Raw genomic sequence first — 14823 nt, 5'->3', positions numbered from 1 at the left:
TATAACGGATAATTTCTGAAGGTATAGAGAATATGGCAAACAATAAATGGCGGCTCAGTGATGAACTTTGGGGAAAAATGGCGCCACTTATCCCCGAATATAAAACTCAGCATCCGCTAGGCACACATCGCAAACGTGTTGATAACCGCGCCGCTATGGATGCTATCTTCTTTGTGCTCAGAACGGGCTGCCAATGGAACGCCCTGAATGCAACAGGAATAATGTTCGTCAAGTTCTGCTCACCGTCGTTTTCAGGAATGGCGTGACGCAGGCATTTTTGAACGCTTCTGGCAGAACGGTTTACTGGCCTGCGAGCATCGACTGGTCGTGGTTATCACTGGATGGCTGCATGACCAAATCCCCTTTAGCAGGGACAAAAAAACAGGTCGTAACCCCACGGACCGAGGGAAACAAGGCGTAAAACGCAGCCTCATGACAGATGCTAAAGGGCTTACTCTTTCACTCGTTGTTGCCGCGGCAAACACTCACGATATCAAACTCGTTGTGGATACGCTTGATGCACTTCAGACAGGCAAGCCCGGTAAAAAGGTCAGTCTGTGTCTGGATAAGGGATATGATGCTGAATGGCTGGCTATCTACAAAGTCGGCACTACGAGCCGCACATCCAGTCTTGCAAGGAAGAATCAGATACCTGCCAAAATACGGACTTTAAAGCTCAAAGATGGGTTGTCGGGAGGACTCATAGCTGGATGAATCGCTTTCGCCGGATACTGATCCGATGGGAAAAGAAGGTCGAAAGCTATGTTACATTTTGCATGCGGGATTATAGTCTGACAAAATCCTATTGGGATAGGCTCTTAGTCCGAATGATGCGCTCTGATCAATCTCCAAACATCAAAAATCACTCACCGGACTAAGCTTTCTGATCACTATTCTTGAATCGTGCGACTCTGATAATTTGGGTCAGCTCTTATCTGCGATTCCGTAAATGGCACACGCTGCCATTGTTTAGTACTGTAGCTATGTGTGTAATCACTGTAGTAAGGCGAGGTCGGATCATCAGTCAAGGACGAAACTAATAAAACATAAGCCTCCACGCCATCACGTGGGAAACTCACCACCTGCAAATAACTATTGCTGGTTACATCTCCTCTATCCATTTCGTATGAGTTATTTACATTACAGCTAATAGTAAAGTAACCCATTTCATCACATCCACCATACAACGGCATCTTTCTGTCACCACGAGTGAGATATAGATAGTCACCTCGTTTAGCGTTTAATGACAAACCACGATGTTGCAAATCTAATACCGTGGCACCTAAGGCTTGACGTAGTGTTTCAGTTGCATTCGTCCGCAGATCACGCGGAGTATTCAGTGGGTCGGCTGAGTCAAACGGCACGGCGAATAATTCCTGCGTATCACGCTCTATCAATAATCTCGTCCAAAATCCATCCCATACATGGGCACCACGTGCACCGCTATTACCTGTGTTATTCCAAGCTCTCAATACAGCACAGGCTTCCGTCAGATTCACCTTACGTCCTGACACAAACAACTCTCCTTTGAGTACATCGCGCTGCACGTTGACTAGGGGTATGACACAGACTTGATCCAACGCCTGCGTTTTAAAACGTTCAGCACTAAATACCCGGCTATTGAGCGCCATCTGACGTATCACTTCACTATTGACATTGCGCCCCGGATAACCATCGTTGCCACTAAAACGTTCTTGCACCATCACATGCCCCATACGAGTACGCAAATTCAATTCCTCCTCACCACTCGGGCCAAAAATTGCAGGATAACCCGTTAGCGGTGCTTGGGGATTACTTAACCAATAGCTATTGTTCATATTGGCCACATAGTCTTTGCGCAACAAACTAGGCATTCGGCTCGGGCCAACTGCGCCAAGCTGTACTGAATCGGGATCGTTTTGCCAATTACATGTACTGCGCGAACCATCAAGAAAAGGAGTATTAGGTGGTAAATGCCCAGCCTTTATTAAAGCTTTTCCCATTGCCGTAGTACACTGTTCCACTTGTGTGGGCGATATATTAGGCACCGCCCCCATATCGGCATACCAAGCCTGCGAACTACCTCGTCCTACAGCCACAGTATTAACCCAAGGCATAGCAGCCTCCTCACGTTGAATGGTAATAAATTCATCAAGTGATTTAGCTTCACTCCAACGCAACCAGTTACGCCAAGGACGGAAATTATCCCGGTTAATGTTGCGCAAGGCAAACGCTGTATTTTCGCTCCAAGTCAACATCGGATCACTTACAATGGGACCATATTCGGATTTGTACAGTGTACGCGTAATTGGTACAAGAGCTCCTGAGCTATGTTTTACTTGTACTGTAATGGTATGTGACTGCATTCTCACAACTTTTCCATCATGTAGATAACTGAACGGATCACCTTGTACCAATCGCAATTCAAAAAATCCAGTACGCTCTGCTGTCGAAACCGTATGACTCCAAGCTACATTGTCATTAAACCCGATTTGCACCACAGGTGAACCTAGAAATGCAGCACCACTCACATTCAGTACTCCAGGAATCGTCAATTGTGCTAAGTAAAACCGATCTGGCCCCTCCAAATACCAATGTGGATTACCAAATAGCAGTGGGCTATCCGTACCTGTAGCCACTGAACCAAAACCATATGCATTACTACCAATGCCTCCATTGACCAAGTTACGAATCCGAGGGAATCCAGCAACCGCACCTCGGACCAGCGGTATTGTTCTAACAGCGTCAATACCTAGTGCAGGAGGAACCGCATTAGCAATAGACGGTAATAGGCTGATAGACAATTCCTCTGCTAAATCAACCGAATACATCCGACGATAAATATCTTGCGCACTAATCGATTTTACCCAAGGCGCGCTACTGCAAGCCGTATTCTTTTTGTCAGAAGAACCTGCGGCTTTAAATTCACGCACATAGCGATTGTAACCAGAAGCAAATCCTTCCACGAGTAACCTCATTCGCTTTGGCTGGGCTTGTTTCATACTCTCTATTACATCATCAGATACAATGTGGCGATGATAAAAATCGGAGTCCAAATTAGACCAGTTACCCGCTGTACTAAAATAAACTGGTAATGCCTCACCACCGAAATATTCGGAACGCTCACCACGATAAGTTAGAAAAGAATCAGCCATTGTGCAAAGATTATCTTGAGCCTGAGCATAACCATAACCATAGCCTAAACTACCCCAGTCATTAGCCTGAATATGTGGCATTCCCATGCTAGTGCGTCGAATGTTCACTTGATAAGATGACTTATCAGCTCTTAGGGCATTATTTTCAGCATAAGCAGTTAATCCTATGAATAGCATCAGTAATGGTATAACTCTTATACCGTATGCTAATTTTAAAATCATACACATCCCCTTTTTAGAACTATTCATTATGGTTTTAAAAATCGTCGTTTTTATACAGAACCATATAGTTAAATAGACAAAGTAAATCAAAGTGCAACATTGACGAAAAGTAGTGGGACCATACAGATAGTAGATAAGTCATGGCATAAATCTACCCATCTTTTGCTAACTAGAATGACCCCACGTATAAGTATGGTTTTCTATTTTCAGAACAACCTAATTAACCTGATTTACCCTTAGTTTTAATAATCCTTAGCAGTTCCTTTCCTAGGTGGCTAATATAAGGTTTTTTCATAATGGATGAGTGAGTTCCTCTCAATGGAACAATTCGTAATAATCCATCAAATATCAAATTTCCCCAGCCTAGGCTAAAATCACTCCTATCATTTTCATCCATTGCAGAAAACAAAGTAATCATAGTAGGCAGTTTTGGTGGACAGTAATGATAGCTTGCTACATCCATGTTATGACAAACCAAGAGAAAGTCCTTAAGGAAACTATATTCTGGTAAACTCTTCACATTACTATTTTCTTTAACAAGCTGTAATACAGCTGTGTAATCTTTATTTTTTGCCAGCTCAATCGATTTATTAATAACAACATTTGGTATATCTAATGTCGATAACACTTCAATCAATTTAGCCATTTCATCAAAAACAAAGCCATTTGGCTTCTCATACTCAGGATAGAATTGTTTATAGTCTCTATCTGTATCAATCAACCCTATAAAATCCATTTTTTTTCCAGCAGCTATTAACTGACGAGCCATTTCATAAGCAATTACTCCACCAGATGACCATGCTGCAATACGATATGGACCTACAGGCTGTACATGTAACATGCCTTTTATATACGATTCGGCCAGCATCTGGATTGTCACTAGAGAACCATCCTTTGCTTCTTTCTCTAGTAAATTGCCAGCAGAGAATCCATAGACTGGAATACTTATGTCGTCCATCCAGGTAACAAGATCATAGGCATAACTAATACTCCCACCACCAGCATGAACAAAGAACAAAGGTATATCTTTCCCACCAGTACGAATAGGAAATAAGTTAGGATATTGATTTGAATTGCAGTCAGATTGAATGGATATAGCTAGCTGGCTAATTGTTTTTTCGGTAAAAATATCACCTAATACAATTTCAGTATCTAGAGATTGTCGTAATCTCGCTACCAAACTCATAGCTAGTAGTGAATGTCCGCCTAACTCAAAGAAGTTGTCGTGGCGGCCGATATGCTCCACGCCTAACAAGTCCTGCCAAATCTGTGCCAGCTGCTGCTCAAGCTTACCCTGTGGCGCTTCATACTGCCGTGTCACCACCGCACTCTGGTCCGGGGCCGGCAATGCCTGCCGGTCCAGCTTGCCATTCGGCGTCAGCGGTAACGCCTCCAGTCCCACAAATGCACCGGGCAGCATATAGTCCGCCAGGCTTGTGCTTAACTCAGCCCGCAGCGTTGCGGCGTCCAGCCCCATTCCGGCCTGCGGCACCAGATAGGCCACCAGCCGCTTGTCACCCGGCGCGTCTTCCCGGGCGACCACCACTGCCTCCCGCACACCGTCACAGGCCGCCAGCCGGGCTTCAATCTCGCCTAACTCAATACGAAAACCGCGGATCTTGACCTGGAAGTCATTGCGCCCAAGATATTCAATATTCCCATCCGGCAACCAGCGGCCCAGATCGCCGGTTTTATAGAGCCTGGCTCCTGCTTTATTGCTAAACGGGTCGGCAATAAAGCGCTCCGCCGTCAATTCCGGGCGGTTTAAATAACCACGGCCCACTTGTACACCACCAATATATAATTCGCCAGCAACACTAACAGGTGCAAGTTGACCATGGACGTCTAAAATATACATCCGAGTATTAGCAAACGGCTTACCTATTGTGACGCTACGAGCACCATCAGATAAACGGGTTGCAGTACATGACACCGTTGCTTCTGTCGGACCATAAGTGTTAATCAGATGAGTGTGTGCTGGTCGAATTTCGGCCCAGGCCTGCAATTTTTGCACCGATAATGCATCACCGGTCACATTAAGTAAGCGTACCCCGTGCAGATCGCGCAATGCTCGTGCGGGCACTTCACTCCACTGCCCGACTAATGAATGCCAGTGCGCTGCTGTTAAATGCACAACGCTCACTGTATCATCACAGGATTCACACTGTGATGAGCTGCCAAACAAGTCACGTGCTAATACCAGACTGGCTCCCGCCAGCAGCGTTGGCAACATTTCTTCCAGTGACAAATCAAAGTTCAACGAATTCTGCTGCAATACGCTGTCTGCTGCTGTCAGTTCAAACTGGCGAATAGCATCCAAGCTGTAGTTGACCAACCCACGGTGTTCAATCATCACCCCTTTAGGCAAGCCAGTCGAACCCGAGGTGTAAATTACATACGCCAAGTGACTTGGGTTCAGCCCTAGAATCTCCGCTGAGGGATTGTGCATCGATTGTGTTGCCAACATTGACTGCACTTTCGTTTCATCCAACACCAATACCGGCACTGACAACTCCGGCAGCATCTCAAGTAAATTACTCTGCGTCACCACCACCACTGGTGCACTGTCCGCTAACATATAGCTCAAACGCTCTGGCGGGTAATTCGGATCCAGCGGTACATACGCACCACCGGCCTTCAAGATAGCCAGCAAACCCACTACCATCTCCGAACTGCGGGTTGCGCACAAAGCAACCCGGTCATCCGGGCACACCCCTAAACTGATTAAGTGATGCGCCAGCCGGTTAGCCTGGCAGTTCAGTTCGTCATAGCTCAGCTCTTCATCTCCATAACGTAGGGCTATCGCCTCCGGCGCGCGGGCAACCTGCTGTTCAAACAGCTGATGGGGTAGTCTGTCTGACGGATAAGCCACTGTCGTTGCGTTAAAGTCCGTTAGGATTTGCTCCCGCTCACTGGCCGGCAATATATCCACCTGCTGTATCAGTGTGTCAGGTGCCGAACACAAAGCCGTCACTATCCCTTTCAGCGCCGTCTCCACATAGGCCATAATCCGCTCCGGTGCCACCTCCCCACGACTTTGCACCGTCAGCTCAAACCCCTGACCTGAATCATCAATGTCCAATGACAGCGGGTAGTTGGTACGCTCTTCCCCACTAATCCAGCGTATCCCCTCCCACACGCTCTGCTGATCTGCCCCGCCTGGGCTATGCCGATAGTTCAACAGGCTATTGAACAACGGCAGTGGGGCCTGCACACCGCTGCAACGCTGAGCCAGCGAAAGCGGGGCCTGTTCATGCGTCAGCAGCTCACTTAAGTGTTGGTATGTTTCGCGCATTACTTGCCATACGCTACGCTTGCCCAACCGTACCCGTACCGGCAAAGTATTCATAAACATACCCAGCACTTGATCCGCACCCGCCACGCCTTGCGATCGTCCCAGCAACACGGTACCAAACACAACGTCATCCCGGCCACTGCACTGTGCCATGACCTGCGCCCATGCCACATGGAATAACACCGCCGCACTGACGCCTTCCCGCCGCGCGCAATCACGTACGGCTTGAGCCAACCGCGTTTCTACATAGCCGCGCGTTTCAACAACCAGAGTGCCTGTTCCTTGCACATCCAACAGCCCAAAGGGCGCGGTTGATTCGTCCACATCACCTAACTGCTGCCGGAAATACGCCTCATGTACTGTCTGCGGTACCGAACGTGCTTGTGCAATAAAATTGCGATAAGGTAAAGGATGCGGTAGGCGCTCTTCTTGCTGCTGTATGAATATCTGAATTTCATGGAGCATTAACTCCAGCGTGAGATGGTCGCACACCAGATGGTGGCTCAGTAACGCCAGCAGCCATTCATCGGACTGCGAATCCTGTGTAATACTAGCCGACATTAATGGCGCTCGGGTCACATCCAACCGTGCCCACTGTGGGTCAATGTGCTGATACAGTTGTTGTTCTGCATCTTCCCCCGCCAATAAGCTCAGTTCTTCAACCCGCAATGGCGCCTGACGCCACACCACCTGCACCGGCTCCGGTAATCCCTTCCAATGCACCGCGCTGCGCAAGATATCATGACGGTCGATTACCCGTTGCAAGGCAGCCAAAAAGCCATCCAAACGCTGTCGGCTGTCGAACGCCATTATAGTGTGCAATAAGTAAGGGTCTTCTTCCCCCCCCAATAAATAATGAAACAGGATACCTTGCTGTAGCGGGCCGAGTGGATAAATATCCTGGATATTGGCAGCGCCACCAGCAACGTCAGTTACAATGCTGTCTATCTCGGGTTGACTCAGCATAATCAGCGGCAGCATCTCCGGTGTGATAACCTGGGTATCTCCGGGGATACGATTCTCGGGAACACCCTCGCCCGCGATATTTTCCTCCTTGCTGACACGGGCAGCCATCGCCATCAGCGTTGGTTCGGCAAAAACGGTTCCCACGTCTAGGTGCAAATTCATCAGGCGTAATCGCTCGATCACACTGACGATCAACAGAGAATGCCCGCCTAACTCAAAGAAGTTGTCGTGGCGGCCGATACGCTCCACGCCTAACAAGTCCTGCCAAATCTGTGCCAGCTGCTGCTCAAGCTTACCCTATGGCGCTTCATACTGCCGTGTCACCACCGCACTCTGGTCCGGGGCCGGCAATGCCTGCCGGTCCAGCTTGCCATTCGGTGTCAACGGTAACGCCTCCAGTACCACAAATGCACCGGGCAGCATATAGTCCGCCAGGCTTGTGCTTAACTCAGCCCGCAGCGTTGCGGCGTCCAGCCCCATTCCGGCCTGCGGCACCAGATAGGCCACCAGCCGCTTGTCACCCGGCGCGTCTTCCCGGGCGACCACCACTGCCTCCCGCACACCGTCACAGGCCGCCAGCCGGGCTTCAATCTCGCCTAACTCAATACGAAAACCGCGGATCTTGACCTGGAAGTCATTGCGCCCAAGATATTCAATATTCCCATCCGGCAACCAGCGGCCCAGATCGCCGGTCTTATAGAGCCGGGCCGCTGGTTCATCGCTAAACGGATCGGCAATAAAGCGCTCTGCCGTCAATTCCGGGCGGTTTAAATAACCACGCGCTACCCCAGCCCCACCGATATGGAGCTCACCGGCCACCCCAATTGGTACTGGCTGGTTATAGTCGTCCAGAATGTAGATTTGGGTATTGCTGATCGGTCGACCAATGGGTACCAAACTTACATATTTGTTTGGTACACACAACCAAGAGGTAACATCAATCGCGGCTTCAGTTGGACCATATAAATTATGCAGTTCGCTATGTGGGAAATAATTAAGACATTGAGTCTGCAACTTGTATGGTAACGTTTCACCACTGCATAAAATACGGCGTAATGACCGACAACGTCCTGCTGGTACCATGCTGACAAAGCTTTGCAACATAGAAGGAACAAAATGTATAGTTGTGACACCGCTGCGTTCAATTTCCTCCAGTAAGTAAAGCGGATCTTTATGCCCAGCAGGGCGAGCAATTACCAGTTGAGCGCCAGCCAGCAGAGGTAAGAAAAACTCCCAAACCGATACATCGAAACCAAATGACGTCTTTTGTAATACTACATCATCATCCCGTAGCTGGTACTCTTGGTGTGCCCAACATAAACGGTTAACCACTCCTTTATGTTCATTCATTACTCCCTTGGGATGCCCCGTCGAACCCGAGGTATAGATCACATAAGCTAGATGATTCGGTTTCAATCCTAATACTGTTGCATCAGGATTGTGCATTGACAGCTTTTGGAATACAGGTGACTCAACATCCAATGACAATACTGGTACTGATACCTTCGGTAACACACCAAGTAGCCCGCTCTGCGTCAGCACTACCTGCGGTTGACTGTCGGCCAACATATAACTCAGTCGTTCCTCTGGATAGCTCGGATCCAGTGGTACATACGCACCACCGGCCTTCAAGATAGCCAGCAGACCCACGACCATTTCCATACTGCGTTCTACGCAGATTGCTATTCTATCATCCGGGCCGACACCTAATTCTATTAAGTAGTGTGACAATTGATTGGCCCTACAGTTCAACTCGCTATAGCTCAATTCTTCATCGCCATAACGCAAGGCAATGGACTCAGGAGTTCGCTCAACTTGCTGTTCAATCAGTTGATGAATCAAACTATTTTTTTGAGGGTAAGCTTTTGCTGTGTTGTTGAAACCCAAAAGTACTTGTCGATGCTCTTGTTCACTAAGCAATACTAGGCTGGCTAGCCTCTGTTGCTCATCGTCGGCCATCTGTGCAAGTAAGGTAAATAAATGTCCCATCAATTGCGTTATAATTTCAACATCGAATTCGCTCGTACTATAGCGGAAATCACAACGAATTTGCCCGTCAACTTCCAGCACATTCACCATAAGTGGTACAGATGTATCAGCATAAGCGGGATATGGGAATGCCGATAACTCAGCGCCTCCCCAACTAATAGAGGAGCTTAGGTTTCCTTCCATCCACAAAGACAGTAGTTCGCTGCTGGCATACCTTGCCTGTTGAAAATTCATCATCGTCTGAAAAATGGGATGAATATCTGGCTGACGAGGAAATCTAATCTGTTCTAATACTTGGGAAAATGGATACTTCTGATTTTCAACACCTTGACGGATAAGATATTGTGATCTACGAATATGCTCGCTTACTGTAATATCATCACCCACATGACAACGCAATGCCACTGGATTGATAAATTCACCCACTAATCTGCCCCAACGCGCACGTCCACGCCCTGGCATAATGGTACCAACAATAATGTCATCTAACCCAGTGTAACGATGTAGCAATATTTGGTATGCCGCCAAAAAAATAGCAAACAAGCTACCACCATAATGTGATGCTACCACTTGCAACTTAGACACCAGCTCAAGCGGCAGCATCTTTATCAGTGTTTGTCTTTCTGGGATTTTGGTGTTGCTGCATTTATTTGGCCATTGCAACACAGGTAGCTCTCCACTTAACGCTTGTTGCCAAAAATGACCTTGTGCAACAGCTCCAGAACTTTGCAGCCACTGTTTCTGCCAAGCAACATAGTCTTGAAAGCTGTTGGTTGGCACAGGCTCTAGCTCCTGTAATGACAGCAATGACCCCAGCTCTTCTAGTAACATCCAATAGGACCAACCATCAACCGCAATATGGTCAAACACTAGCACCATAACCGACTCTTGCTCGTTGCATTGATACCAGCAGGCATGAATCCGTAACGGTTTATCTAGGTCAAAAATATGCCAGCATTCCTTTGCCACTTGCTGTTGAAGAACTTCAGTGTTGATCTGTTGAGCATCATGCTGGTGAACATTAATGCTAATATTATCACTGATACGATAGCCCAACTCTCCATCATCTAGACTAAAACTAGCACGTAACATAGGGTGGCGCATCAGCAGTTGGTTTAATGCAATTGTCAAACGTTCAGGAGTTAAACCTTTAACTCGTGCGCAAAAAGCACTATTGTGTTTCCCTTTCCCGACAGGGTCTAACTGATACTGAAGCCAACGGCTGCTTTGTGCTGTGGATAGGGGATGGTTCGGAGAGAAAATATCTAAACGACTCATTTTTCGATACCTTTTTATAAAGCCAGAAAATAACAACCTAGTAAAAACAATAAAAATACATAGATCGTTTTAAAATTATTAGGGCTTAATTGGGACCCCATAACTATATTTCATAGGATTCATCAGCACCTAAACAGGCAGGTATTGCTCATCAAGAGTTAATAGCGTTGATGAGCTTGAATAGTCGTTAAGCAAAGTGTTTAATACCATCTGCGCGATGCGCTGACCTGCAGCCAGCATCACCGCCCATTCCATGGTAAGTACAGGCATACACTTCAGTACCTCACTGTATGGACCACATACCTCAATTAGCAAACCATCTCGGAACAACTTGGCTGCGATAGTACGCGCATGTTCTGGCTGTCTGAAACGCAAGCCTAACATTAGACCACGCCCAACAATATCAACCTGATCCGCAACAGAAGCCAAGGCCTGCCGTAATTGGTTTGCTAGGGCATGACCTTTATCCGTCACCTCAATGGCAAAATTCGGTGTGCTCCAGAATTTCTTCAATGCAACCGTTGCCATCACCATCGCCAAGTTATTACCACGAAAAGTGCCGTTGTGCTCACCTGGAGCCCAGATATCAATTTCTGGCTTTATAAGATTGATAGAAAACGGTAAGCCTGCACCACTTAGAGATTTGGATAAGCAAACCACATCCGGTTCTATACCTGCATGTTCAAAACTAAAAAAAGTACCAGTACGACCACAACCAGTTTGAATTTCATCAACAATCAGCAACGCGCCAAGCCGTTTTGCTAATGAGCTAACCCCTCGGAGCCAATCATCCGAGGCACAATTCACTCCCCCTTCCCCTTGAACACATTCGAGCAAAAAAGCTGCTGGGGGATCAATACCAAAACCAGGCCGGAAAAACATATCCTCCAGTAACTGTAACTGACTAACAACTCCACCGCCTACAGCCCCATCATAAGGCAGACGGATTACTCCGGGTAGTTGCACAATCATGGATGCACGCTTAGCCGCATTAGCCGTCATCGCCAGAGCTCCTAAAGACATTCCATGATAGGCACCAGAAAAACAAGCAATGTTTATCCGATTAGTCACTTTACGAGCCAGTTTGAGTGCTGCTTCAACTGCATTAGCCCCTGTAGGGCCAGTAAATTGTAATTTGTAATCAAATTCTCTCGGTTTCAAAATAAGCTCATTAAAAGTCTCCAGAAACTTTGCCTTAACCTCAGTGTTCAAATCTAGTCCATTAATAATTCCATCACTGCGCAAATAATTAATGGCTGCTTCAACCATATCCTCATCATTATGTCCATAGTTCATAGAACCCGCTGCGGCGAAAAAATCGAGATATTCGCACCCCGTTGCATCATATAAAACTGAACCTTTTGCCTTAGAGAAAACCGCAGGAAAAGTTCGACAATAACTACGTACATCAGATTCTAATTCCCTAAAAATAGTGTTCGTCATATCCATTCCTCATATAGAAAAAGTAGCTCGACATAAAAACGCCACAAGTGTTCAAGTGTATTTCCCAAAGAAATTAAATAGTCAAAAAATAGGGTGTAATTTATTTTGAATAATCCAAATAGATATATGGACACCAACTGAATTCAAATTGACGTCCATATAAGGAATTTAGATATCTTTTATATGTCCATCTTCTAACTTCACTACTCTATCTGCCACTCCGAAATAAGAGTCATCATGAGTAATAACAATAACGGTTTTGCCACGCGCCTTTAATTCAGGTAATAATTCTGTATAAAATACTTTTTTAAAAACCGGGTCTTGATCTGCTGCCCATTCATCAAAGATATAAACAGGACGATCCTCTAAATAAGCAGATACTAAAGCTAATCTTTTACGCTGACCAGTGGATATATTTATGGTAGAGAATTTTCCATCTACTACTTTTACTTTATGATCCATACCCAATTTCTGAATGTAGTGAGTGGCTTTATCAGTAATATGTAAATCTATAGTGAGTAATTCTTCAAACAAGTGAAAATCAGAAAAAACGGCAGAGAAAAACTGTCGATAATACTCATTGTTAGAAGCGTTCATTTCTACACCATTTAATATAATAGAGCCAGAATCACATTGAAACAAACCAACCAACAACATTGCCAAAGTGGTTTTACCGCTGCCATTACCTCCTATGATAAAAACAATCTCTTCATGGTGTATTTTAAGATTTAATGGCCCAAGAATGAATTGGCTATCTTCCTTATCACTTGAGTAGTGATGAACAACATCTTGTAATTCAAGTAATACCTTGTTTTCCTTTACTTCTAAGAAAGGGTTAAGCTTATCAGAGTATACAAGCTGAGATTCCTGCAAATCCTTATCTAGTTGTCGCATTCTTTTCAAGGATACTTCCGCCGTGCGTAATTCGGGTATAGCCCCCATAACTTCACCAATAGGGCCAACTAAAAAGAGCATAACCAAGACTACCGAGACAAGAACACCTGGTTCAGACGGCCACCAAATGGGTACCACAAAAACCATAAAACCAATTATTACGTAAAACATAGTATCTGCTGAATTTACTAACCATGCCCATCTGGCATGACTCTTTATAAATATTTTTCTTAAATTCTCAGCACCATGCATAATAACTTGATTAACAAATAATTTACCACGATTAGTATTTAACTGTAGCTCCTTACTTCCACTTATAAGATTTTGAAAATTAAGATAAATATTATCAATCTGCTCTCTAACCTTGTCCATCATCTGAGAGGGATTTTTCTCTAAAATGTGAAATCCATACATCAATGTACCGAAACATACAGTCAGGACTAAAAATAGCACCCAAGAGACCCAGGCCAAATAACTAAGACAAGCCACAATAAGAATGGTATTACCAAACACTATTGGCGCAAACCTACATGAATCTGAAAACACATCAACATCTTTGGTTAAAACAGCTAACAGACCATGGCGTCCAAGCTCTTGCTGCTTTTTAAACGGTGTTCGCAGTAGTTTATTACTAAGATTGATACGTAGTGATAATATTGCAGATTGAGTCAAATGTAGCAACGCAATCTCTGCAGTAGCTTTACTAAAAAAATAGACTAAACATAATATAAAAAAAATATATGAAACAGAGTAGCCAGGAGACTCAATTGCTTTGCTCACCAGACCAACCAGTGAGGCTGCAGCACCTCCAGCTACTAATGCGCTTACCATAGAAAAACACAGCAATTTCCAAGAGTGAGCGCAAAGATATCTAATTAAATTCATAATAACCCATTCTCATTATTAGCACACTATTAATAGTAACATCAATATAAAGCATCAAGTTTTTTCTAATCAGATTTCATTTCACAGCTGAACGTAACTTAAATCACAACATATCCAAGCCATTTAATAATGTATATTTTGATAAAGTTAATCATCACTGAGAAATGCATATTCTAATTACCAGGGCAACCGCATGAACATTTTGCGAACACAATTAACACAAAAATAACGCAAATATGGATTGTATTTAAAGCAAATTAACAAGTGCTGTTATTAGAATAGCTTAAATACCATTCGTTCTGTTTTTATTTGAGCATTCATGCGGTTGCCATGTTCTAATTATCGTAAGTAATAATAACATAACTATTTAAATAGGGTAGATAATATTTTTAATAAAAATTAACATTTAATGAAGAAATTGACAAGAGGTAATAAAAGAATCGCCAATAAAATTATAAGACATAAAATTAATACACGAATAATAGTCACTCATGTAACTTAAGGAAAAATAAAATAATCCAGAATATAATTAAAATAACTGTTGAATTGGTTCTATCGCATTAAAAGCCTATCCCAATAGGGTTTTGTTCCAGACTATAATCCCGCATGCAAAATGTAACATAGCTTTCGACCTTCTTTTCCCATCGGATCAGTATCCGGCGAAAGCGATTCATCCAGCTATGAGTCCTCCCGACAACCCATCTTTGAGCTTTAAAG

General features: G+C 44.8%; 3 protein-coding genes and 4 pseudogenes. 1 reads left to right on the top strand and 6 read right to left on the bottom strand.

The window, feature by feature from the left end; genetic code table 11:
* Positions 1-32: 32 nt before the first annotated feature.
* A pseudogene (locus AAC155_RS23120) lies at positions 33-795 on the top strand (IS5 family transposase).
* Positions 796-890: 95 nt separating this feature from the next.
* Here the strand turns inward: AAC155_RS23120 and AAC155_RS23115 are convergent.
* From AAC155_RS23115 to AAC155_RS23090, 6 genes and pseudogenes are all read right to left on the bottom strand, one after another.
* Entirely contained in the window at positions 891-3356 is a 2466-nt protein-coding gene (locus tag AAC155_RS23115; RefSeq protein ID WP_113044297.1) for a penicillin acylase family protein, read from the bottom strand.
* 220 nt (positions 3357-3576) lie between these two features.
* Positions 3577-4365: pseudogene (locus AAC155_RS24585) on the bottom strand (thioesterase domain-containing protein); the annotation flags it as partial.
* An 87-nt stretch (positions 4366-4452) separates the two neighbouring features.
* Positions 4453-10884 (bottom strand): annotated as a pseudogene (locus AAC155_RS24580) (amino acid adenylation domain-containing protein); the annotation flags it as partial.
* 129 nt (positions 10885-11013) lie between these two features.
* Positions 11014-12327 (bottom strand): aspartate aminotransferase family protein, encoded by a 1314-nt coding sequence (locus tag AAC155_RS23100; protein WP_113044294.1) that lies wholly within the window; start codon positions 12325-12327, stop codon positions 11014-11016.
* Positions 12328-12495: 168 nt separating this feature from the next.
* Complete coding sequence (locus tag AAC155_RS23095) at positions 12496-14106, bottom strand: cyclic peptide export ABC transporter (protein WP_113044293.1); 1611 nt, start codon at positions 14104-14106, stop codon at positions 12496-12498.
* A gap of 568 nt (positions 14107-14674) precedes the next feature.
* A pseudogene (locus AAC155_RS23090) lies at positions 14675-14823 on the bottom strand (IS5/IS1182 family transposase); the annotation flags it as partial.

Origin of the sequence: Photorhabdus sp. HUG-39 (assembly GCF_963878365.1) — a bacterium.
Classification (GTDB): domain Bacteria; phylum Pseudomonadota; class Gammaproteobacteria; order Enterobacterales; family Enterobacteriaceae; genus Photorhabdus; species Photorhabdus kayaii.
This window is presented reverse-complemented; position numbering and strand designations above follow the sequence as displayed.